The sequence below is a fragment of the Paractinoplanes atraurantiacus genome (assembly GCF_900215205.1).
GTDB classification, from domain to species: domain Bacteria; phylum Actinomycetota; class Actinomycetes; order Mycobacteriales; family Micromonosporaceae; genus Actinoplanes; species Actinoplanes atraurantiacus.
The window spans coordinates 1-23,220 of the sequence record NZ_OBDY01000055.1; the positions used below are offsets into that span (position 1 = coordinate 1).

Below are 23,220 nucleotides of genomic sequence, written 5' to 3' on the forward strand. Positions count from 1 at the left end.
TGATCGACACTTCGGAGAAGTCACTTCCCGGACCCGCCGAAACCCACCATAAAGCAGACCTCACAGCCGCCTCTTGACACAGAGGGGTGCCAGATTCGGACGCCCGGCCCGATTCAAGCGACGTACCGCGGTGCCGTGACGAAGCTCGCGGCTTCTCAATCTCGGTGGCAGGGCAGGCGGACCGTGACCTTTGTGCCGGCGGCCTCCTGGGAAGCCAAGGTGATCGAGCCGTGGTGGCGTTCCACGACGACGCGGCACAGGGCCAAGCCCAAACCCGCGCCCGGGATGCCCGTGTGGCGGGCGTTGCCTCCTCTGTAAAGGCGGCGGAACAAGCGGGCCTGTTCGCTCGGGGCCACTCCGACGCCCTGGTCGGCCACGGTCAGGACCACCGCGTCGCCGTGTTCGTCGGTCAGGGCCACCGTCACCGTGGAGTCGCTGCCGCTGAACTTCACCGCGTTGCCCAGCAACGCGTCGGCCACCTGGCGCAGGCGCTCGCGGTCGCCGGGGACAATCAGTTCGCCGGGTAGTGCGGCCTCGATCGTGATGCGGCGCTCGGCCGCGCTCGGGGCTATGGCCTCCACCGCCTCGGTGATGACGGCGCTCAGGTCGACCGGGACGATGGTCAGCTGGGCGTGGCCGGACTCCAGTGCGGCCAGGTCCAGCAGCTTCTCGACCAGGTCGCGCAGGCGCACGTTGTTGCGCTGCACCACGTCGAGCATCTCGCGGACCTCGCCCATCGGGGTCTCGTCGGGAGACTCGGCGATCAGGTCGACGTACGCGCCGATCGAGGTCAGTGGGGTGCGCAGCTCATGGCCGACCAGCGCGATGTACTCGTCGGTGGCCGCCGCCAGGTGCAGGGCCAGCACCTCGGCCCGGCGCTGCTCCAGGAAGGCGCCGATCAGACCGGCCACGCCGGTCAGCAGCACGGTCAGGGCCGGGTCGGGCTCCTGCCGGGCGTACGTGAAGAAACTCAGCACCCCGATCACCCGGTCGCCGCTGCGCACGGGCACCGCGCCGCCGGCCTGGAAGGCAGTTTCCGAGGACACGTACGGAAGGACCGGCGAATCCCGCGCGTGGATGTCCGGCACCCACAGCGACTCCACCTTGGCCCAGCACGATCCGGCCAGGCCGGACCCGCGGGACATGCTGGCCGGGGTGGGCAGCGAGCGCTCGCCCGGCGCCGTGTAGTTGCCGGCCGGCCGCAGGACGTCGGTGACCTCGTCGACCAGCCACAGCCGCACGTACGGCCAGCCCAGCGTCGAGCCGATGGCGTGCAGGATGCGGTCGGTGGCGTCGATGGCGTGGGTGTGGTCGGCCAGCACGCGCAGGACCTCGGTCTCGCACTGCTGATATTCGCGGGAGCGGTGCTCGTAGGTGCGGTCGTGGAACGCGGCGACGGCGCCCGTGGTCGCACCGTCGGCCGCGATGATCGGGGCGGCGTTGACGGCGTACCACCGGTCCCGGTCTATCACCTCGATGCCGCGGAGCCTCTCACCGGCCAGGGCTCGGGCCAGGATCTGCTCGTACGCCGCCGGCAGCTCAGCGTTGCCGTAGGTGACCCGCCCGGTCACGTCGCAGATGACCACGCCCGCGTCGAGCGTGCCGAGCAGCGCCTTGACCGTCACGTCGTCCGCTTTGTCCAGATTGTCGAGGATTAAACCCAACCTCTGGGACAACTCGGGCACACCGAACGGCTTGCCGATGACGTCGAGCGCCCCGACACCCTGCAGGCGCTGGTCGCCCGGCAGCAGGTAAGCCGTGATCAGCACGACCGGGGTCCCCGCCAGTGCCGGATCAGCGCGCAGCGACCGGCACAACTCCAGCCCGTCCATCTCCGGCATGTCGACATCGGCCACCAGCAGCGCCGGTCGATGCTCGGCGACCGCGGCCAGCCCGGCGCGCCCGTCGCCGGCCACCACCACCTCATGACCGAGACGGCGGATGACCTGTGCGATCACCCTCTGGTGATCAAGATTGTCCTCGGCCACGACAACAAGCGCCACGAGTGACCACGCTAGGCACGCGCATGCCGGGAAAGGGGTGATACTGCACTCTTCTCCCCCGCCCGAGTGTGCGCCCCGCCACGGTGAGGGGTAGACGATCAGGGTGGTAAACAACGTTGGACTGCGGTCCGAGCGCGGTCCCGTCCTCGGCGCCGTCATGCTCTCCACCGCGCTGATCGCGATCGACTCGACGATTCTCGCGACCGCGGTGCCCTCGATCGTCGACGACATCGGCGGCTTCACCGAGTTCCCCTGGCTGTTCACGGTCTACCTGCTGGCCCAGGCCGTCTCGGTGCCCATCTACGGCAAGCTCAACGACCTGTTCGGCCGCAAGCCGGTGATCCTCTGGGGCATCGGGCTGTTCCTGCTCGGCTCGATCCTGTGCGGCCTGGCCTGGGGCATGCTCCCGCTGATCATCTTCCGGATCGTGCAGGGCCTCGGCGCCGGCGCCATCGCGCCCACCACCATCACCATCGTGGGCGATCTCTACTCCGTACAGGAAAGGGCGAAGGTCCAGGGTTATGTGGCCAGCGTCTGGGGCATCGCCTCGGTCGTCGGCCCGACCCTCGGCGGCGTCTTCAGCGAGTGGGTCGACTGGCGGTGGATCTTCTGGGTGAACATCCCGCTCTGCCTGGCGGCGGGCGCGGTGATGTTCCGCCGCTTCCACGAGCGGGTCGAGCGCGGTCACCCGGTGATCGACTATCGGGGCGCGGCCCTGCTCACCGCGGGCCTCACGCTGCTGGTGCTGGGCGTGCTGGAGGGCGGCCAGGCCTGGGCCTGGGATTCGATCACGAGCTTCGCGGTGCTCGGGCTGGGCGTCATCCTTCTGGTGATCTTCGGGTTCATTGAGCGTACGGCGGAAGCACCCGTCCTGCCGCTGTGGGTGTTCCGCCGGCGGTTGCTGGTCACGAGCGGCCAACTCGCGGTCGGCGTCGGGGCGATTCTTCTGGGGCTTTCGTCGTACGTCCCCACGTACGCCCAGGACGTGCTGGGCACCGGGCCCTTGGTGGCCGGGTTCGCGCTGGCCGCCCTGACCCTGGGCTGGCCGATCTCGGCCAGCCAGGCCGGCAAGGTCTACCTGCGGCTCGGGTTCCGCAGGTGCGCGCTGATCGGCACCTCGCTGGTGCTGGTCGGCTCGGCGCTGCTGTTGCTGCTCGACGAGACGTCGTCGATCTGGGCGGTCGGCACGTACTGCCTGGTCATCGGCCTGGGCATGGGCCTGACGGCGGCGCCGACGCTGATCGCGGCCCAGTCGTCGGTCGGCTGGTCCGAACGCGGCGTGGTGACGGCGAACAACATCTTCCTGCGGTCACTGGGCAGCGCCCTGGGCGCGGCGGTCTTCGGCGCGATCGCCAACGCGGTGATCGGCTCGGGCGACGTGGTCGACCCGGCGAAGCTCACCGACGCCGTCCACCGCATCTTCATCGGCATGGTGCTGGTCGCGATCGTGATGGTGGGGCTGGCGGCGCTGATCCCCCGCTCGGCCGACGAGGCGACGAGGGCGTAATTGGGCTGCGCCGGGCTCGGGCCGGCGCTAACGTGCCGGAGTCAGGTCCTGTTCTTAGGAGGAACGATGCGCGGTTTCCGGTCCCACCCGACGCCCATCGTTGCCGCCTCGAAGGACCTGACTCCGCGTGCCCTTTCTCAATCTCGGCGTCGTCGCGCATGTCGACGCCGGTAAGACCAGCCTGACCGAGCGCCTGCTCCACGCGGGTGGGGTCACCGACCACGTCGGCAGCGTCGACGCGGGTGACACCCAGACGGACTCGCTCGACCTGGAACGCCGCCGCGGCATCACCATCAAGACCGCCGTCGCGTCGTTCCCACTCGGCGACGTCACGGTCAACCTCATAGACACCCCAGGCCACCCGGACTTCATCGCCGAGGTGGAGCGCGCCCTGCGCATCCTCGACGGCGCGGTGCTGGTGGTGTCGGCCGTCGAGGGCGTGCAGGCGCAGACCCGCATCCTGATGCGCACCCTGCGCCGCCTCGGCGTCCCCACCCTGATCTTCATCAACAAGATCGACCGCCCCGGCGCCCGCGAACAGTCCCTGCTCCGCGACCTGGCCACCCGCCTGACCCCCGACATCATCCCGATGTCCACGCTCCTGGCTGCGGGCACACCGAACGCCTCGATCCGCCCCCTCGGCCGCACCACAGATCAGGCCAGTGCCACCCTCGCCGGCACCACCAGCCCGGCCGGCACGCACGGCCCGGGCGGGGCGGCTGGGGCGGCTGGGGCAATTACTCCGGCCGGCGTCGCTGATGCTGCCTTCATCGCCCGCCTGGTCGACATTTCGGGCGATTCGCAGGTGCTCTCGGATTGGGTGCGGGACGAGCGATCCGTGCCCTACGACCGGGTACGGGACGTCCTGACCGCCCGGACCCGCGCGGGCCTGCTGCATCCGGTGTTCTTCGGGTCGGCGGTGACCGGCGCGGGCATCGACGAGCTGATGGCAGCGCTGCCGGCGCTGCTCCCGACCACGCCCGGCAGCGCGGACGGCCCCTTGAGCGGCACGATCTTCAAGGTCGACCGCGACGACCACGGGCGGCGGGTCGCCTACGTCCGCATGTTCTCCGGCGCCCTCAACATCCGCGACCGGATCCCGGTCGGCACCGCCGACCAATCCGGGACCACGGCCTACCCCACCTCCGCCCACCGCATTACCCGCGAAAGCGACGGCCAGGCGGCGCTCGCCGCCACCCCCAACCCCGTCACCGGCCGCGAAAACGACGACCCGGCGCGGCCGGCCAAAGAAGTCCACGACGCCATCGCCGGCCAGGCGGCACTCGCCTCCACCCCCAATCCCGTCACCGGCCGCGGAAGCGGCGACCAAGCGACAATCGCCGCGAAACCCAGCCATACCCCCTCCGGCGGCCGCGGAAGTGGGGGCCAAGCGACAATCGCGGCCAACCCCAGCCACACCCCCTCCGGCGGCCGCGGATGTGGGGGCCATGCGGTGATCACCGGGATCGAGGCGATCGAGGGTGGGGCCGGGGTTCGGCGGAGGGCCTTGGTCGCCGGGCAGATCGGGAAGGTGCATGGGCTTCGGGAGGCTCGGATCGGGGACGCGATCGGGGACGCGCCGATGAGTGGGCAGATCTTCGCGCCGCCGACTCTGGAGTCTGTGGTCAAGCCCCGGAATCCGGCCGACGGGCGGCGGCTGCATGTGGCGCTCAGTGAGTTGGCGGGGCAGGATCCGCTGATCAATTTGCGGCAGCGTGGGGCTGAGCTGTCCGTGTCGCTCTACGGCGAAGTGCAGAAGGAGGTCATCGGGGCCACGCTCGTGGAGGCGTACGGCATCGAAGTCGTCTTTGAAGAGACTCGGACGATCCACATCGAGCGGCCGGCGGGGGTCGGGTGTGCGGGGAGAACGCTCGGGAAAGAGGGCAATCCGACGCTGGCCACGCTGGATCTGCGGGTGGAGCCGGGGCCGGGGGTGACCTTCGCGCTGGAGGTGCCGGTGGAGCAGGTGCCGATCCACGTGTTCAAGGCGGTCGAGCTTTTTCGGGAGTCGCTCACGGCGTACGTCGAAGAGTCCTTGACCCAAGGTCTTCTCGGCTGGCGGGTGACGGATGTGCGGGTCACCGCGACGCGGACGGGCTTCGTCTCGCCGGCGACGCGGGCGGCGGATTTTCGCAAGCTCGTGCCGATCGTCCTGCGCGAGGCGCTGGAGCGGGCCGGGACCGTGGTGTGTGAGCCGATCTCGCGGTTCCGGCTCGAGGTGCCCGAGTCGACGCTGGGTGCGGTGCTGGCAGCGCTCGGGAGGTACGGGGCGGTTCCGGAGAGCTCGGCAGCCTCTCTCGTCGAAGGTCTCGTGCCGACGGCGCGGGTTCGGGCCCTGGAGCAGGCGATTCCGGGCCTCACCCACGGGGAGGGTGTGCTGGAGACGACCTTCGAGAGGTACGACCCTCGTCCGCGTACGTCGGCTGCGTCACAATCGCCTTCGGAGATCGCTTCAGCTGAGCGGGAGGCGTAGTGTACGAAACAGTTTCGTTTCGCAGAGGGGGTGACCGCCGTGGCTGACCAGGCTGGGCGCGCCCGCAGACTCGACCAGGAGCGGGAGCAGGCGATCCTGCGTGCGACCTACGAGTTGCTCGGCGAGACGGGATATCAGGGTCTTCGGGTGGACGCGGTGGCCGCCCGGGCCCAGGCGAGCAAGGCCACCCTCTACCGGCACTGGCCCACCAAGGCGGAGCTGGTGACGGACGCCGTACGGGTGTGCAAGGCCGTCGACAAGCCGCTGCCCGACACCGGGACGCTGCGCGGCGACCTCGCGGCCTGGTTCTGCGACATGGCGACCATGATCAGCAGCGACCAGGGGCCGATCCTCGCCGGCCTGTTCATGGCCCTGCACACCGAGCCCGAGCTCGCGGTGCAGCTGCGCCAGATGCAGGAGTCCAAACTGCCGCTCGCGGAATCCATCTGCGAGCGGGCCGTGGCCCGGGGTGAGCTCCGGCCCGGTTACGACGCCCGGCTCATCGAGGAGATCGTGCCGGCCATGGTCTTCATGCGGCGGTTCGCGCTGGGCGAGCCGCTCGACCAGGCCTTCATCGACCACCTCGTCGACGACATCGTTCTGCCGCTGCTCACCCGGGAGCCGCGCTCCTAGACCTACCCTCTCGTCCTTCCGGCTTGCGGCCTCGCCGCCGGCCCGGCCCACCACGCCCGTACCGCTCGACGCCCTCGCCTTCCGCGCCTGGGTGGATCTCCGCGTGCCCTGAAAGGGGACCCCTCGTGTCCATGACGACCTCTGACGCTCACCGTACGCCGGATATATCACCTAAATCACGATCCAGGTGGCTGGCGCTGGCGGTGATCGCGGTCTCGCAGCTGCTCATCGTGCTCGATGCCACGATCGTCAACATCGCCCTGCCGACGGCCCAGAAGGCGCTGCACATCAGCGACGCCGACCGGCAGTGGATGATCACCGCGTACACCTTGGCCTTCGGTGGTCTGCTCCTGCTGGGCGGCCGCATCGCCGACTTCACCGGCCGCAAGCGGGCTTTCATCATCGGCCTGCTCGGCTTCGCCGCCGCCTCCGCGCTGGGCGGCCTCGCCACCACCGCCTTCATGCTGTTCTCGGCCCGGGCGCTGCAAGGCGCGTTCGGAGCTCTGATGGCACCGGCCGCCCTGTCGCTGCTGACGGTGACCTTCACCGAGCCGCGCGAACGGGCCCGGGCCTTCGGCGTCTACGGCGCCATCGCCGGTGGCGGCGGCGCGGTCGGCCTGCTCATGGGCGGTCTTTTGACGGAGTACGCCTCGTGGCGCTGGACCCTGCTCGTCAGCACCCCGATCGCCATCATCGCCGCGGTGGCCGCCGCCCGCTTCATCGGCGAGAGCCGGGCCGAGGGCAACACCCGCTACGACCTGCCCGGTGCGCTGACGTCCACGGCCGGCTTGGTGGCTTTGGTGTACGGCTTCACGAAGGCCAGTGAGGACGGATGGGACTCCCCCACGACGATCGGCTTCCTGGTCGCGGCCGTGCTGCTGCTGGTGGCCTTCGTGGTCATCGAATTGCGGTCGTCGCACCCGCTGCTGCCGATGCGCGTGATCCTCGACCGTAACCGCGGCGGCTCGTTCCTGGCGGCGCTGCTCATCGGATCGGGCCTGTTCGGCGTCTTCCTGTTCCTGACGTTCTACCTGCAGATCACGCTGGGCTACTCGGCGCTGATGACCGGTGTCGCGTTCCTGCCGTTCACGCTGGGCATCATCCTGGGCGCGGGCGTCTCGGCCCAGCTGCAGACCCGGCTCGGCCCCCGCGTGCTGATGACCGGCGGCCTGCTGATGTCGACGATCGGCATGGTGCTGCTGACCCGCATCGGCGTCGACACGGGCTTCTGGACCCACGTCTTCCCGGCCGAGCTGGTCATCAGCTTCGGCATGGGCGTGACGTTCGGCCCGATGTCGAACACGGCCCTGGTCGGCGTGGCCGACCACGACGCCGGCGTGGCCAGCGCCCTGATCAACACCACCCAGCAGATCGGCGGCTCGCTGGGCACGGCCCTGCTGAACACCATCTTCACGTCGGCCGTGGCGGCCTACATCGTCGACCACCAGGCCACAGCCTCGGACCCGGCGTCATTGACGGCGGCGGCCACCGTCCACAGCTACACGGTCGCGTTCTGGTGGAGCGCCGCCCTGATCGGCTTGGCCGCCATCATCGCCTTTGTCCTGATCAAGGCAGGCCGCGAGGAGGCCAACGCCAACGCGGGAGCCGCGGTCATGGTCTGACCTTCCTGCGGCACAACCCGTCCGCGGCCCGCCCTAACCGGCAGGCCGCGGACGCGCCACATCCAGACTCATCACATGGTTAGTAACACTAACGACCCAACCGTAGCCACCAGACCAACGGCCCACGACCAACGATCAGTTAGTCGGCCTAACGGCCCCTCCGCAGCCAGCAGGCCGCCGACCCACCGCCGCCACCCGCCTCCCACACCCTGCCCCGGCCCACACCTGCCCTGCCCCGGCCCACACCTGCCCTGCCCCGGCCCACACCTGACCCGGCCCTGCCCCGGCCCACACCTGGCCCGGCCCTGCCCCGGCCCACACCTGCCTCGGCCCGGCCCTGGCCCGGCCCCGGCCCTGCCCCGGCCCACACCTGCCTCGGCCCGGCCCTGGCCCGGCCCCCGCCCTGGCCCGGCCCTGGCCCGGCCCCGGCCCTGGCCAGTTAGTCACACTAACGGTCTCTTTACGGCCATTAAGCCCGCCGACCCAGCGCCGCCGCCTGCCGCCCATGCCTGACCCGACCCGCGACCAAGGGCGAGCGTCGAGGCGTAGTCGCTGTGCTCAGGGTTGCGGACCCGCGCGATCAGTTAGTCGCACTAACGTCCCCTCGGCAGCCATCAGGCCCGCCGGCCCAGCGCCGCCGGCCAGCCTCCGACACCTGCTCCGTCACCACGACCAACGCGCTATGTCCGGTTTGAGGGGCCACTCCCCCTGACGATCAATTAGTGGCACTAACGGTTATTCCGGCGTCAGCAGGCCGTTGGTCAGCGCGGCCGCGGTCAGGTGGCGATAGCCGACGGAGTCGAAGGCGACCACGAGTTCGTGATCGTCCTGGCTGAGAAGGGTGCCGGATCCCCATAGCCGGTGGCGCACACGCTTCGCCTGGGCCTGGGTGTCCCTCCCGGCGCTCTGGTCGTCGTGAGAGAAGGCGGCGTTCTCGTCGGGATACCGCTTATCTCCGCGCTCGCCTGCGAGGGAGGGGGTGGGGTGGCCGTCCCCGCGGGAGGTGGGATGGTCGTCCCCGCGGGAGGTGGGATGGTCGTCCCCACGGGAGGCGGGGTGGTCGTCCCCACGGGAGGTGGGATGGCCGTCCCCACGGGAGGTGGGATGGCCGTCCCCACGGGAGGTGGGATGGTCGTCCCCACGGGAGGTGGGATGGTCGTCCCCACGGGAGGTGGGATGGTCGTCCCCACGGGAGGTGGGATGGTCGTCCCCACGGGAGGCGGGATGGTCGTCCCCACGGGAGGTGGGATGGTCGTCCCCGCGGGAGGTGGGATGGTCGTCCCCGCGGGAGGCGGGATGGCCGTCCCCGTCGGAGGAGGTCGGGTGGCCGTTCCCGCGGGAGGAGGTCGTGTGGGGAGGGGTGGTGCGCTCGTCCGGGTGGGGGCGGCTGGTGGATGTGGTGGGGTGTTTGTCGTTGTCGCAGGTGTTGCAGGGTGGGGTGTAGTGCTCGCCGAAGTAGCCGAGGAGGTCGGCTCGGCGGCAATGTGTTGTCTCGGCGTAGCCTCGGGCTGCCTCTATGCGGGAGCGCAGGATCGCCTGGCGGCGGTTGCCGGCGGCGGTGACCTGGCGGAACGCGTCGCCCATGGGGGCGGCCAGCACGGCGTTGTTGCCGTCGGGGTGGAGCAGGCCCAGCTCCAGCAGCTCGTCGACCACGCGTTCGGCGGCGGCCCGGCCCACCTTGGCCGCCTCGGCCAGGTCCTTGACCGTTGTGCGGCCCTCCGCGGCCTCGATGGCGTCGATGACGGCGTGGACTGAGGCGGCGCCCATCCGCGAGCGGGCCGCCAGCAGGCGCGGGATCCGAATGGTCCGGGGGTCGTAGACCAGCACGGCCGTGGCCGGTCCGCCGTCCCGGCCGGCGCGGCCTATCTCCTGGTAGTACTCGTCCAGGCTGCCGGGCACGCCGGCGTGCACCACCGTGCGGACGTCCGGCTTGTCGATGCCCATGCCGAAGGCGCTCGTCGCCACCACGACGTCGAGCCGGCCGGCGAAGAACGCGTCCTGGATCTCGCTGCGGCGCGCGGCCGGCAGGCCCGCGTGGTAGGGCTCGGCCCGGTAGGCGTCCAGGCGCAACCGCTCGGCCAGGCTTTCGCAGCGGGCGTGGCTGAGCGCGTACACCAGGGCCGGGCCTTCATGGGCGAGGACCACTTCGACCGTACGATCGTCGATCGCCTGGCCTTCCGGCAGATCGTGCCGGGCCCGTCGCACCGAGAGCGCGATGTTCGGGCGGTCGAAGTCGGCCACGATGACGTGCGGGTCGCGCATCCGCAGCTGGCGCGTGATGTCGGCCTGCACGGGCGGCGCGGCCGTGGCCGTCAGAGCCAGCACCGGCGGCCGCCCGGCCGCCTCGACGACGTCGGCCAGCCGCAGGTATTCGGGGCGGAAGTCGTGGCCCCACTCGCTGACCAGGTGGGCCTCGTCGACCGCGACCAGCGTGACGGGGCGCGGGCCGCCGGTGATCGCCGCCATCGTCTCGGCGTTGGCGAGCTGCTCGGGGCCGAGCATGACGAAGTCGGCCCGGCCGCCGGCCAGCTCCTGAAGGGCGTGGGCCCGGTCGGCGTGATGCTGCGCGGAATTGAGCATCACCGCCCGTACGGAATCCCGCGCCGTCATCGACCTCAGCTGGTCGCGTTGCAGCGCGATCAGCGGCGACACGACCACCGTCAGGCCGCCCAGCGCGAGCCCGCCCACCTGGTAGATCGCGCTCTTCCCGCTGCCGGTGGGCAGCACCGCCAGCGTGTCGCCGTGCCCGGTCAGCGCCTCCAGCGCCCGCCGCTGAGCCGGGCGCAGGCCGATGCCGAGCACGTCGGCCGCGATTCGATCAAGCGTGTCCATCCCGCCGGATGCTACCCGCGCGAAGAGGAGCGCCCCTCGAGGTGAGGGGCGCTCCACAGCGACGGGAGACGGGGTCAGCCGAACTTGTAGGTGTTGCCGGTGCCGGCGACCTTCGTGGGCAGGCCGCGGCGGGCCCGCTCGCCCCGGATGGTGACTTCGGCGACGTCCCAGAGGGTGCCGATGATGGTCACCACGATGGCGGCGGGGGTGATCCAGCTCAGCAGGTCGGTGCCGTTGTCGGTGGTCCAGTCGAAGGCGGGGTTGAAGAAGCGGTCGGAGGCGAGCAGCCAGACCAGGTAGGCGCCGGTGACCACGGCCAGCACGGCGTTGGCGACGATGATCGCCCGGGTCCAGGCGCCCTGACGGTAGAGCCACACCGCCCACAGGGCCTTGAGGGCGATCAGGGCGATCAGCACGGGCCACCAGAGCGACCAGCCGGCGGGGTCGAGCACGGGAGTGTCGGTGAAGGTGAACTGCTGCACGACGATGACGGCGATCAGGATCACCGGCCACACGACGTAGGTCACCATCTGGCCGAGACTGATGGCGCGGGGTTCGTACTTGGGAAGGTCCTTCAGAGACCATGCGCCGCCGCGGAGGTCGGCCTTGCCGAGGCCGGTGCGTTCGATGACGGCGAAGGTGAGCGTGGTCCAGAAGGCCAGGTGGGCGCCGACGGTCAGGACGGTGCCGATGGCGCCGCCGATGATGTCGCCCACCTGCGGGTCCTCGCCGAAGATCGCGACGACGACGTTGACCACGACCACGATCGGCAGGACCGTCGTGAAGAGCATGAGCATGAAACGCCGCCAGACGCCGTACAGCTCCGGGCCTATCAAGAAGTTGGGTCTGTTGGCGTAATTGTCGGCGAGCTTGTCGGGATCGCCCAGCTCCAGCAGCGTGTTCTCGACGGCGGTGTCGAACGGCTCGCCGGAGTCGACGCGGGCGTCGACCGCGTCGTCGATCGAGGCGCGCAGCTCGCGGTCGATGTCGGCGCGCTGCTGCTCGGGGATGCGGCGGAGGGCGGTGAAGACGTAACGGTCGACGAGGCTGGTCATTTGTCGCTCCCGGGGTGGGTGAAGGAGAGGTCGTTGATGGCGCGGTCGATGCGGCTCCACTCGCCGCTGAGCGTCTCGGCGACGGCGTTGCCCTGATCGGTGGTGCGGTAGAACTTGCGCGGCCGGGCCTCGTCGGTGTTCCACTCGCTGACCAGCAGGCCCTGGGACTCGAGCCGGCGCAGCAGCGGGTAGAGCGTGTTGGCCTCGACGTCGAAGCCGGCCTCACTGAGCGTCTCCAGCAGCGAGTAGCCGTACCCCGGCGTGCGCAGAGCGATGAGGCTGGCGACGACGACCGTTCCCCGGCGCAGCTCCTGTAAGTGGCTGGCTAGTGTCGCGTCCGTTGTCATGTCACTCACGATACTGTGCGACGCACACTATGGCAACCCACTACACCAAAGTGCCCCGCACGGCCTAAGGCCGGCGGGGCACCGCTTGGTGAAGTAGGACTACTCGCTGATGGCGTCGATCAGGTCGCCTACCGGGCGGTCGGGCAGGGCGCGGGCCACGTCGGCCACGGCGACGATGCCGATCAGCTGGTGGCCGTCGATGACGGGCAGGCGGCGGACCTTGTGCTGCGACATCGTCCGCAGGATCGCGGCCGTGTCGTCGTCGGCGCCGATCGTGACCGGCTTGCCCTCGCCGAGCTCGCCGGCCGTCACCTCACCGGGGTTGCGGCCCTTGGCCAGGGCCTTCACGACGATGTCGCGGTCGGTGACCATGCCCTTGAGGCGGTTGTCCTCGCCGCAGATGGGCAGCGAGCCGACGCCCAGGTCGGCCATCTTCCGGGCGGCGTCCGCGAGCGTCTCCTTCTCCCCCACGCAGGTGACGTCGGGGGTCATGATTTCGCGAGCGGTGGTCATGGGTGGTTCCTCCCATCCTGTAGAACATGGGGGTACCCGTATCAAAGTGTCGCAATCGTATGGGCCACCTCGTCGACGAGTTCGCGGGCCAGGAAGCCCGTGCGGCCGTGGCGCGGCGTCAGGCGCTGGCCGCTGACCGCGTGGACGTACGCGGCCCAGCAGGCCGCCTGGGCCGGGTCGGCGCCCCGGGCCAGCAGGCCGGCGACGATCCCGGCGCGCGCGTCGCCGCTGCCAGAGGTGCCCAGGCCGACGTCACCGCTCTCCTCGACCCAGCGCCGGCCGTCGGGGGCGGCGATGTGGCCGAAGAGCGAGACCACCGCGCCGTACTTCCCGGTGAGCTCGACGGCCGCGGCGCCCGGGTCGTCGCCGGGCTCGTGGCCCAGCAGATGCTCGGCCTCGACCATGTTCGGCGTCAGCACCGCCCGCTCCGGCGACGGCAGCAGCTTCGGGTCTTTGCTGAGGGCGCCGAGGGCGTACGCGTCGAGCACCACCGCGGTCTCCGGGCCGGCCTCGCCGAGCACCTCCCGCATCAGCCTCGTCGTCTCGTCGATGTCGTCCAGGCCCGGGCCGAGCGCGATCACATCGGCGTCCCGGGCCAGGTCGGCGCCGGGCAGGCCGACCACCTTCGCCTCGGGCACCGCGATGCTCAGCGCGATCGTCGTCTCCTCGGCCACGGCCAGTTGCAGGCGGCCGGCACCGGCCCGCAGCGCGGCCACCCCGGCCAGCAGGACGGCGCCCGGGGTGAACTTCGAGCCGCCCACCACGAGCACCGTGCCGCGGGACTCCTTGCCACCCTGCGGGTCCGGCAGCGGCCACTCGCGCAGGACCTTAGGGGTGATGACTTGCCGCGGCATTGACGTCCTCCTGCTTGGTCGGCCGGGTGCCCTCGCGGTGCAGGTGGTCCACGGCGTTGAACGCCTCGGGCACCAGCAGGTCGCCCTCGCGGCGCCAGCTGCTGATCGAACAGTTCGCGATGGCGGTGCGGTGCGCGATCGCCATCAGCTCGGCCTCGTCGAGCCGCTCGGCCAGATAGCGCACCAGCAGCACGGTCGCCTCGTGCGCGAAGAACACGACACGGCCGTCCGGGTAGTCCTCGCGCACCTCACGCAGCAGCGCCCGCAGCCGCAGCAGCACGTCGGCCCAGGACTCGCCGCCGGGCGGCCGGTAGTAGAACTTCCCCAGCCGGCTGCGCCGCCGGGCCTCGTCGGGGAGCCGCGCCTGCACGCCACGCCCGGTGAGCAGGTCGAGGATCCCCAGCTCGCGGTCGCGCAGCCGCTCGTCGACGATCAACGGCACGCCCCGGTCACCCAGGGCCAGCTGGGCGGTCTGGCGGGTTCGGAGGTACGGCGACACGACCGCCACGTCCGGCGCGTCGCGGCCGAGGTGCTCGCCCACCGCGGCGGCCTGCTCCCGCCCGAGGTCCGACAGCGGAACGTCGGCATCCCGTTCCGGGATCTCGATCACCTCGGCCCCGCCCTCCTCGGCGGCCTGCGCGGTGACATTGCCGGTGCTCTGCCCGTGCCGAACCACGGCGAGCCACTGGAGCTCCTTCATGCCGACGCCATACCCCATGGCCGGATCGGTAATCCCGGCCGGAACGCTCGCTTCCGGGCCCCAAAGTCGATAAAGTCCACCGAATTAGTAGACAAGATGGGGGATCAGCGGATGGATCTCACCCTGGCGCTGGCCGGGCTCGGCGTCGGCATCGTCGTCGGGCTCACCGGGATGGGCGGCGGTGCGCTGATGACGCCGATCCTGGTGCTCGTGTTCGGGGTGCCACCGGTGGCGGCCGTCTCCAGTGACCTGGCCGCCAGTGCGGTGATGAAGCCGTTCGGCGGCGCCGTGCACGCCCGGCGCGGGACGGTGAACTGGGCCCTCGTGCGGTGGCTGTGTGTGGGCAGCGTGCCGGCGGCGTTCGCCGGGGTGCTGTTGTTGCGGCTGCTCGGCGACGACGAGACGGTGCAGCAGGCGATCCGCGTCGCGCTCGGGGTGGCGCTGCTGCTCGCGGCGGGCGGGCTGGTGCTCAAGTCGTGGGCGGCCCGGCGGCGCGGAGGCGACGACGGGCCGGCGGCGCCGATCGTGGTCAAGCCGCTGCCCACCGCGCTTCTGGGCGCGGCCGGGGGGCTCGTGGTCGGCCTCACCTCGGTCGGGTCGGGTTCGCTGATCATCGTGGCGCTGCTGGCCATGTATCCGAAGCTGCGCGCCAACGACCTGGTCGGCACCGACCTGGTGCAGGCGATTCCCCTGGTCACCTCGGCCGCGCTCGGGCACGCGCTCTTCGGCGACCTCCAGCTCGACCTGGCCGGTGCCGTGCTGCTGGGCTCGATCCCGGGCGTGCTTATCGGGTCGCGCATCTCGTCGCGGGCCCCGGCCGGGCTGGTGCGGACCGCGCTGGTGGTCGTGCTGCTGGCCAGCGCGCTCAAGCTCTTCGACCTGCCCACGGCCGTGGTCGGCGTGGCCTCGGCCGCCGCCGTGCTGGTGGCGGTCGCCGCGCGGGTGCTGCGCCGCCGGAAGCCCTCCGGCACCACCGGAGCCCCGCAGACCACTTCGGCCCCGGAAGGCGCGCTCACTTCCCGACGATAGTGGCCGAACAGATGAAGGATGAACGTTCGGCAGAAGCTGCAGGGCTGCTTCCTTGCCGTGGCCGCCCTGGTGGCCGCGATGGTGGGCTTCGTGCTGCACGCCGACGCCCAATCGACGCGCAAGGCCGCGATCAGTGAGGCCGAGCAGGTCGCCCGGGGCGTGGCCAAGGACATCGCGTACGGCCTGACCGCCCGGATGGCGCCGCTCTACGACCAGCCGGAGATGCTGGCCGCCTACATCGCCCGGCTGCACGAGCTCCAGGCCCGCGACATCGTGGTGATCGACACCGGACGGCGGATCCTGGCCGACGCCTGGCCGTCGAACGTGGGCGGTGTCTACGACGGCGACCCGGGCGGCGAGATCGCCCTCACGATCGCCGACCACCGCGCGCGCGTCTTCACCGAGACGGGCCGGGTCCGGCAGGTCGTCGTGCCGATCATCGACGACGAGGACGTCACGCTCGGCGCGGTCGTGCTGGAGTACACGCCCCTCTACGAGCAGATGAAGGCCGCCACCGCCTACACCGAACAGCTCATCGTCGTCGCCGGCGCCCTCTGCATCGGGCTCATCCTGGTGCTCGGCATCCTGACCGGGGAGTCGATCGCCCGCCGGATCCAGCGGCTGACCCGGGCCGTCGAGCGCATCCGCGACGGCGACTACGTGCAGCGGGTGGCTGTCGGGCGGCGCGACGAGATCTCCCGGCTCAGCGGGGCCTTCAACGACATGGCCGAGCGGCTCGAACGGTCGGCCCGCGAGATCCTGGCCAAGGAGTACACGGACAGCATCCTGGCCGGCGCGGGCGAGGGCATCTGCGGCCTCGACGCCGGCGACCGGATCGCCTTCGCCAACGAGGCGGCCGGGCGCATCACCGGCCTCGGCGTCGACGGCCTGCTGCGGAAGGACGCCTACACGCTGTTCCCCCGCCAGGACGGCGAGGCCACGCTGGGGCGCCCCGACGGCACCTCGGTCCGCGTCGCCTACACGGTCAGCCCGATCGCCAAGGGCGGCGGCGCCGTGATCGTGCTGCGCGACGTCAGCCGGCAGCGCAGCCTCGAGCACGACCTGCGTCACCAGGCCCTGCACGACGCCCTGACCGGCCTGCCCAACCGCAAGCTCTTCCACGACCGGCTCGAGCTCGCTCTGAACAAGGACGACGTCGCAGTCCTCTATCTCGACCTCGACGGCTTCAAACGGGTGAACGACAGCCTCGGCCACAATGCCGGAGACCTTCTTCTGCGTACGGCGGCGGAGCGCTTGACCGCGGTACTGCGCCCGGCCGACATCCTCGCGCGGCTCGGCGGTGACGAGTTCGCGGTCCTGCTGGAGAACGCGGACCAGGACACGGCCGAGCGCCTCGCGGCCGCGTGCGTCGCGACGCTGGGCAATCCCTTGCTCCTGCACGGCCGGGAGGCCACCGTCTCGGTGAGCGTCGGCGTGGTGCCGGACGCGGGCCGTTACGCCGGCGCCGACGAGGTGCTGCGCAACGCCGACGTGGCCATGTACGCGGCCAAGGCCGAGGGCAAGGCCTGCTACCGCGTCTTCGAGGCCCGCATGCACGAGCAACTGCTGGACCGGATCGACAGCGAGGCCCGCCTGCGCGACGCCGTCCACCGCGGCGAACTGCGGGTCGACCTCCAGCCGGTGATGGAGTTGCCGGAGCGGCGGCTCATCGGCGTGGAGGCCCTGGTGCGCTGGAACGACCCGGAACGCGGGCTCCAGCCGCCGGGGTCGTTCATCCCGATGGCCGAGGAGACCGGCATGGTCACCGAGATCGACCGGTGGATGCTGGGCGAGGCCTGCCGCCTGGTCGCGCAGTGGCGGGACACCGCTCCGGAGACGGCGCCGGGCTGGGTCAGCGTGAACCTGTCGGCGGCCGACCTCGAGGTGGCCGATCTGACCGACCGGGTGGCACACGCCTTGAGCAGTACGGGGTTGCCGCCGCACCGCCTGGTGCTGGAGCTGACCGAGACCGTGCTGATGCGCAACGTCGCGGTCACCGTGGGGCGCCTCGAGGAGCTGCGCGAGCTGGGGGTGCGCATCGCGATCGACGACTTCGGCACCGGTTACTCGTCGCTGGGCTATCTGCGCGACATCCCGGTCGACGTGCTGAAGATGGACCGGTCGTTCATCACCGGCCTGGTCGGCAACGACCGCCAGCAGGAGCTGGTCAGCGCGATCCTGCAATTGGGACACACCCTCGGCCTGCGCGTGGTGGCCGAGGGCGTCGAGACCGGCGAGCAGCTCGACCTGCTCGTCGCCATGCGGTGCCGGTACGCCCAGGGCTACTTCCTGGGCGTACCGGCACCGGCTTCTCAGCTCATCGACTCTGTACGAACACCGCAGTCGTCCGTGCCGGGACGGTGAAGGTCCCGGTCGAGGAAACGAACGCGGCAGTACGGACGAGCGGGTCGGCCGAGCTGCGCTGCACCGGGTGCAGCGCGACCGTCTTGCCCTTCAGGGCGGGAACGGTCTGGGTGGTAGCCGCCGAGGTGCCGTTGAAGACGACGGTCACCGACTTCCACCGCGGGTCGAGACCCCGTCCGTCCAGGGTCATTGTGATGACCCCCGGAGTCTCGCCCGCGCCGGAAAGCGGGAACGACAGTCGCTTCTGCACCTCGGCGGCGGTCGGCAGGCCGAAGACCGGCGTGGAGCCGCGGATGGCGAGCAGCTCCTTGTACCGGGCGTCGGCCAGGTGAATGGCGTCGCAGGAGGGCACGAGCGCGGAGGAAGCGAGCAACGGTTTCGCGTACGGCCACTTGTCCTGGTTGTCGGCGGCGGGCGGCAGGCCGCGGCCGAAACCGTTGCCCTGCGCGCAATCCCAGATGATCTGATTGAACCAGTCACCGGAGTTGAACGAGTTGCGGTCGAGCGACTTCGACCGCAACCGCTCGCTGCCGAGCGCGAAGAATCCCACGCCCTGCCCCAGAGCGGTGGTGGACAGGGCCACCGACTGCAACCGCGCCCGATCCACCGCGGAGGTGGAAGAGGGCAACTTGTAGGCGAGGGCGTCGTACAGCACCTCGTTGTCGTGGGCGTCGACGTACGTGATGGCCTCGCCCGGCGCCGCCGTGTAGCCGGCCGGTGAGCCGTTGTAGTCGACCTGGGCCCCGGTGACCGTGGAGCCGGTGGAGGCCACGAACCGGTACGACGCCAGGTTGCCGCTGAGCCCCACCTTGATGAGGTCCTGGTAGTGCGGCAGGCGGGTGGCCGCGTCGGCGTTCACGGCGTCACCGTTGGGCGCCGACAGCAACCCGGATCCGAAGCCCTGCACGCGCGGGTTGGCGTCGAACGGCCCACCACCGCGTACGGCGTCGCGAAGCCGGTCGTTGAACGTCCCGATCCCGGTGCCCGCCATGGTGGCCTGGGTCGCCTGCTCGAAGCGCGCGCCGCCCGCGACCTCGCCGAAGTCCCAGCCCTCGCCGTACACATAGATGTTCTTGCCGTCGACGCCGTCCTTGGCCACCGTCAGCTTGTCGAGGGCGGCCCGCACGGCCAGGATGTTGGCCTTCGGGTGGTGACCCATCAGGTCGAAGCGGAAACCGTCGACCTTGTACGCCTTGGCCCACGTGACCACCGAGTCGACGACGAGCTTGCCCATCATCGTGTTCTCCGGCGCCGTGTTGGCGCAGCAGGTGGAGTTGGCGACCGTCCCGTCGGCCAGCAGCCGCTGGTAGTAGCCCGGGACGATCTGGTCGAGCACCGAGTGCGGGTCGGTGCCGGCGGCCGACGTGTGGTTGTAGACGACGTCCATCACCACGCGCAGCCCGGCCTTGTTGACGCCGCCGACCATCTCGCGGAACTCGCGGGTCCGCTGGGCCGGGTCGACCGCGTAGCCGCCCTCGGGCACCGTGTAGTGCAGCGGGTCGTAACCCCAGTTGTAGCCGTCGGTCGCGGCCACCGCCGCGATGCAGGCCTGCTGCTGGTCGGAGTCCGGCGGCAGGGCGGCCAGGTCGCAGTCCGGCTGCTTCTGGTCGGCCCGGTTCTCGGGAATGGTCGCGAAATCGAAGACCGGCAGCAGATGCAGGTGGGTGACGCCGGCCCGGGACAGGGAGGACAGCTGCTTCATCCCGGCCGTCGAGGGCGACGTGAACGCCTTGTACGTTCCGCGGGACGCCTCGGGCACGGTCGCGTCGGCCATCGAGAAGTCGCGCACCGACAGCTCGGCGATCTGAATCTTCGCCGAGGGTGTGGCGGCCGGTTTGCGCAGCGACTTCCAGCCGGCCGGGGCCAGCGCCGGATCGGCCAGGTCGACGATCCGGCTCAGCGTGGAGTCGGTCGAGAGGGCGAGGCTGTACGGGTCGGTGACCGCGGCCGTGACGACCTTCTGCGCGGCGGGCTGCCACGCGGTGACCGAGTACTTGTAGTACTTGCCCCTCCACGACGACGGCCCACGAACGGACCACACGCCCGTACGGTCGTCCCGCCTCATGGCCACTGTGGACGGCACGGCGGTGGCCGTGTCGTACAGCAAAAGGTCGACCTTCTGCGCGGTCGGCGCCCACACCGACAGCGTCGTGCCGACCGGTCCCAGCGAGGCCGACGCGGCCGCCGCGTAGACGTCGTCGAGCACTCCGGCCGTCTGCACGCCCGTGGCCGCGAGGAGTTTGCCGGTGGCGTCCCGCTCGGTGATGGTGACCTGCCCGCGCAGGAGGGCCTTCACGTCGACGCCGGCCGGAAGCCGGAAGGCGCTGTACTGCCACAGATGCGGGAACTTCGTCCGCTGCGCCTCGGTCAGCCCGTCACGCCGTACGGACAGACGAATCGAGGTGTTGGAGATCTGCTCCACCAGGTCGTAGACCTTGCCGTCGGTGTCGCCGCCCGGCGGCCAGGCCACCGTGGTCCGGTCGATCCAGACCGCCGACGACCTGGACAGGTCGACCACTCCCCCGGCGCCCACCTTCTTCACCACCGGCACGATCCGCGGGGAAACGCCGCCCAGCAACCAGATCTCGTGACCACCGTCGGCGAACGTGAGCTTCTGGTCGTCCGGCAGATCCTTCGTGTCTCCCTTGTGGATGATGTAATTCAGTGCGCTGGCCCCGGCGGCGAGGGGCACCCTGAAGTAGACGCCGAACGCGTCGGTGCCCGCGGGCTGAAGCGGCGCCGCCCAGTCGGTCGGGCTGGCCGCGCCGTCCCAGACGTGCAGGCCCCAGCCGTCGTAATTCCCGTCGGCGCGCCGGTAGTGGATGATCGCCGTGCTCTGGTCCTGGACCGGATCCGGCTGCCCGGTCGCCGCCTGCCGCGACGGATAGACCGTGGCGTCGCCCTGTTTCAGCCACACCTCGGGCGTGGCCGACGGGTCGAGGAACCGGTCGGCATCGACGTCTTTCACTCCGTCCTTGCCGACCACGATGAAGCCCATGTTCTTGGCGTTCGGGGTCAACTTCACATAGGCGAAGCGGCCGTACGAGTCCTCGCCCGCGAACGGCTGCCCGGCCGGCCAGGTCGTCGTCATCGACGGGTCGACGTCACCGAAGACGTAGAGCCCCTGGTCGTCGTAGCCGCCGGCCGGCCGCTGGTAGTGCACGATCGCGTAGTCGGGGCTGGTGGCCACCTCGGGCGTGCCGACCTTGATGCCGCTCGTGGCCGACGCCAGCCGTCCCTTGCCGTCGCGCACGACCGCCTTGTATTTCACGGGTGTTCCCCCGGCCAGACCGGTGAGGTCGTGGAAAACGGTGTAGGGCGCGCGGGTCGCCGTCCCGACCGGCTTCCACGGCCCGTCGCCCACCTGCGCGGCGAACGTGACGGTGGACAGCGGGTCGCCGGTCACGGTCGCGGTCAGCTCGGCACGCGCCGGTACGAGCTCCGGGGTGTTCAGCGAGACGGACGGTGCGGCCGACGGCACCGCGATCGGCTTGTCGGCGCGCAGGGCCACCGACGACAGCGCGGGCACGGTGATGGTCAGTTTGCCGTCGTCGCCGGCCGCCGTGACCGTGTTCGTGCCGTAGATGCCGCGGAACGCCTTGCCGGCCGACCAGGTGTCCAGGGTGACGGTCTGCGGGGTGGTGGCGCTGTTCGACGCGATGACGTATTCGTTGCGCTGCCGAGGATCGACGCGGGAGGCCGCGAAGACGCCCGGCCCGTCCGCCGCGTACCGGGTCACCTGGACGCCGTCGCGCAGGGCCGGATGCGCCTTGCGCAGCGCGCCCACGGCGGCGATCGTCTTGTAGAGCGGATGCGCGGTGTTGTAGTTGTCCACCGCGTGCGTGCGGTCGGTGCCGATCAGGTCGTCGTCGAGGTAGTCGGCGGTCTTCGAGGCGAACAGGTCCTGGCGGGCGTCCTTGTCGCCGCCCGGGCCGGTGAAGCCCTGCTCGTCGCCGGAGTAGACGACCGGCTGCCCGCGGGTCAGGAACATCAGCTCGTGCGCGAGCTGGTCGCGCCGCAGCTTCGCGGCGTCGTCGGCTCCGGTGGCGGCGATGAACGAGCCGATCCGGCCCATGTCGTGATTGCCGAGGAAGGTGGGCAGGCTCGCGGCGGAGGTGTCGCGGGCGGTGTAGAGGTCGTCCTTGGCGTACAACTCGGATAGGGCTTTGGCCGAGCCGTTCCCGGCGACGAAGCCCTGGGCGGCGGCCTGGAAGGAGAAGTCGAGGGTGGCCGGGAGCCCGCCCTGGCGCACGTAGGCCGACTCGATCTCCTGGTCGGCGCTGTAGACCTCGCCGAACATGAAGAAGTCCTTCTTGCCGGCGGCCTTCTTGATGCCGGCGGCGAACTGCGGCCAGAAGTCCAGGTTCACGTGCTTGACGGTGTCGAGGCGGTAGCCGTCGATGCCGGCGTAGCCGATCCAGTGGGCGTAGATGTCGGTGAGGCCGCGGACCACGTCGGGCCGCTCGGTCCACAGGTCGTCGAGTCCGAAGAAGTCGCCGTACTCGCTGTTCTCGCCGGCGAAGGTCGAGTTCCCGCGGTTGTGGTACATCGTCGGGTCGTTCAGCCACGCCGGAACCTTCACGTTCCGATCGGCCTGAGCGACCACCGGCGTGTAGGGGAAGGACTCCGTCGAGACGCGCGGGAAGCCGTTCTGCGAGTCGGCGTAGTTGCGGTCTTCGAACGCGCGGCCCTTCGAGTCCTCGTACGGGCTCGTGGTCTTGTCTATGTAGTCGTACTTCTCTTCCGCGTACTTGATGACGTCCGCGGTGTGGTTGGTGATGATGTCGAGGTAGACCTTGAGGCCGCGCTGGTGGGCCAGCCGGACCAGCTTGCGCAGCTCCTCGTTGGTGCCGAAGTGCGGGTCGACCTGGGTGAAATCGGTGATCCAGTAACCGTGGTAGCCGGCCGAGATGTCGGTGCCGCTGCCCTGCACCGGCCGGTTCTTGAAGACCGGCGCGAGCCAGATCGCCGTGGTGCCCAGGCCCTGGATGTAGTCGAGCTTGTCGATGACACCGGCCAGGTCGCCGCCGTGGTAGAAGCCCTTGTCGGTGGTGTCGAGGCCGGTCTTCAGCCGGTCACCGGTCAGGCCGCCCTTGTCGTTGGCGGTGGAGCCGTTGGCGAAACGGTCGGGCAGCACGAAGTAGTACTGCTCGCCCGGGTTCACCGTGTCGGTGCCCCATTGCGCTATCAAGGAATCGGCCGGCGCGGCCTTGACCGGCGTCGCTATCAGGAACGGAACGAGAAGCGAGAGTACGGCGGCGAACAGCCCCCGGCGCTTTGAGACCACT

General features: G+C 70.5%; 14 protein-coding genes. 6 read left to right on the plus strand and 8 right to left on the minus strand.

Annotated elements, in window-relative coordinates:
* Positions 1-155: 155 nt before the first annotated feature.
* The gene (locus tag CRP55_RS50435; RefSeq protein ID WP_179855713.1) at positions 156-2,003 is read right to left on the minus strand and encodes a hybrid sensor histidine kinase/response regulator; all 1,848 of its coding nucleotides are present in this window, start codon (positions 2,001-2,003) and stop codon (positions 156-158) included.
* A 103-nt stretch (positions 2,004-2,106) separates the two neighbouring features.
* On the opposite strand from CRP55_RS50435, the gene CRP55_RS50440 reads away from it, so the two are divergent.
* From CRP55_RS50440 to CRP55_RS50455, 4 genes are all read left to right on the plus strand, one after another.
* Positions 2,107-3,510 (plus strand): MFS transporter, encoded by a 1,404-nt coding sequence (locus CRP55_RS50440; protein WP_245924016.1) that lies wholly within the window; start codon positions 2,107-2,109, stop codon positions 3,508-3,510.
* Between the two features lie 127 nt (positions 3,511-3,637).
* A complete protein-coding gene (locus CRP55_RS50445; protein WP_097329253.1) occupies positions 3,638-5,983 on the plus strand; it encodes a GTP-binding protein in 2,346 nt (781 codons plus the stop codon).
* A 39-nt stretch (positions 5,984-6,022) separates the two neighbouring features.
* Complete coding sequence (locus tag CRP55_RS50450) at positions 6,023-6,616, plus strand: TetR/AcrR family transcriptional regulator (RefSeq protein WP_245924017.1); 594 nt, start codon at positions 6,023-6,025, stop codon at positions 6,614-6,616.
* Positions 6,617-6,747: 131 nt separating this feature from the next.
* Positions 6,748-8,238 (plus strand): DHA2 family efflux MFS transporter permease subunit, encoded by a 1,491-nt coding sequence (locus CRP55_RS50455; RefSeq protein WP_097329255.1) that lies wholly within the window; start codon positions 6,748-6,750, stop codon positions 8,236-8,238.
* 735 nt (positions 8,239-8,973) lie between these two features.
* Here CRP55_RS50455 and CRP55_RS50460 read toward each other — a convergent pair.
* The 6 genes from CRP55_RS50460 to CRP55_RS50485 form a co-directional block, all read right to left on the minus strand.
* Positions 8,974-11,070 carry a RecQ family ATP-dependent DNA helicase gene (locus CRP55_RS50460; RefSeq protein WP_097329256.1) on the minus strand — a complete coding sequence of 699 codons (2,097 nt, stop codon included), beginning with the start codon at positions 11,068-11,070 and terminating at the stop codon, positions 8,974-8,976.
* A 74-nt stretch (positions 11,071-11,144) separates the two neighbouring features.
* On the minus strand, positions 11,145-12,125 hold the full coding sequence (locus CRP55_RS50465; protein ID WP_097329257.1) for a permease prefix domain 1-containing protein: 981 nt from the start codon (positions 12,123-12,125) through the stop codon (positions 11,145-11,147).
* Positions 12,122-12,472, minus strand: coding sequence for a PadR family transcriptional regulator (locus tag CRP55_RS50470; protein ID WP_097329258.1), 351 nt, complete (start codon positions 12,470-12,472; stop codon positions 12,122-12,124). Before CRP55_RS50470 ends, CRP55_RS50465 begins: the two co-directional genes overlap by 4 nt.
* A 99-nt stretch (positions 12,473-12,571) precedes the next feature.
* Positions 12,572-12,985, minus strand: a complete 414-nt coding sequence (locus CRP55_RS50475) for a CBS domain-containing protein (RefSeq protein WP_097329259.1) — start codon at positions 12,983-12,985, stop codon at positions 12,572-12,574.
* 41 nt (positions 12,986-13,026) lie between these two features.
* Positions 13,027-13,839 carry an NAD(P)H-hydrate dehydratase gene (locus CRP55_RS50480; RefSeq protein WP_097329260.1) on the minus strand — a complete coding sequence of 271 codons (813 nt, stop codon included), beginning with the start codon at positions 13,837-13,839 and terminating at the stop codon, positions 13,027-13,029.
* Complete coding sequence (locus tag CRP55_RS50485; protein WP_245924019.1) at positions 13,814-14,557, minus strand: histidine phosphatase family protein; 744 nt, start codon at positions 14,555-14,557, stop codon at positions 13,814-13,816. The genes CRP55_RS50480 and CRP55_RS50485 overlap by 26 nt, the downstream gene beginning before the upstream one ends.
* Before the next feature lie 93 nt (positions 14,558-14,650).
* On the opposite strand from CRP55_RS50485, the gene CRP55_RS50490 reads away from it, so the two are divergent.
* On the plus strand, positions 14,651-15,568 hold the full coding sequence (locus CRP55_RS50490; protein WP_097329261.1) for a sulfite exporter TauE/SafE family protein: 918 nt from the start codon (positions 14,651-14,653) through the stop codon (positions 15,566-15,568).
* An 18-nt stretch (positions 15,569-15,586) separates the two neighbouring features.
* Positions 15,587-17,932 carry an EAL domain-containing protein gene (locus tag CRP55_RS50495; RefSeq protein WP_097329262.1) on the plus strand — a complete coding sequence of 782 codons (2,346 nt, stop codon included), beginning with the start codon at positions 15,587-15,589 and terminating at the stop codon, positions 17,930-17,932.
* On the opposite strand, the gene pulA is transcribed toward CRP55_RS50495, so the two are convergent.
* Positions 17,886-23,219, minus strand: a complete 5,334-nt coding sequence (gene pulA / locus CRP55_RS50500) for a pullulanase-type alpha-1,6-glucosidase (protein ID WP_245924020.1) — start codon at positions 23,217-23,219, stop codon at positions 17,886-17,888. The two genes, CRP55_RS50495 and pulA, sit on opposite strands and share 47 nt — an antisense overlap.
* Position 23,220 lies beyond the last annotated feature (1 nt).

Excerpts from the sequence above, each read along its gene's own strand:
- CRP55_RS50485 (WP_245924019.1), bottom strand. The coding sequence starts at position 14,557 with ATGGGGTATGGCGTCGGCATGAAGGAGCTCCAGTGGCTCGCCGTGGTT.
- CRP55_RS50465 (WP_097329257.1), bottom strand. The coding sequence starts at position 12,125 with ATGACCAGCCTCGTCGACCGTTACGTCTTCACCGCCCTCCGCCGCATC.
- CRP55_RS50455 (WP_097329255.1), top strand. The coding sequence starts at position 6,748 with ATGACGACCTCTGACGCTCACCGTACGCCGGATATATCACCTAAATCA.
- CRP55_RS50470 (WP_097329258.1), bottom strand. The coding sequence starts at position 12,472 with ATGACAACGGACGCGACACTAGCCAGCCACTTACAGGAGCTGCGCCGG.
- CRP55_RS50495 (WP_097329262.1), top strand. The coding sequence starts at position 15,587 with ATGAACGTTCGGCAGAAGCTGCAGGGCTGCTTCCTTGCCGTGGCCGCC.
- CRP55_RS50480 (WP_097329260.1), bottom strand. The coding sequence starts at position 13,839 with ATGCCGCGGCAAGTCATCACCCCTAAGGTCCTGCGCGAGTGGCCGCTG.
- CRP55_RS50475 (WP_097329259.1), bottom strand. The coding sequence starts at position 12,985 with ATGACCACCGCTCGCGAAATCATGACCCCCGACGTCACCTGCGTGGGG.
- CRP55_RS50490 (WP_097329261.1), top strand. The coding sequence starts at position 14,651 with ATGGATCTCACCCTGGCGCTGGCCGGGCTCGGCGTCGGCATCGTCGTC.
- CRP55_RS50460 (WP_097329256.1), bottom strand. The coding sequence starts at position 11,070 with ATGGACACGCTTGATCGAATCGCGGCCGACGTGCTCGGCATCGGCCTG.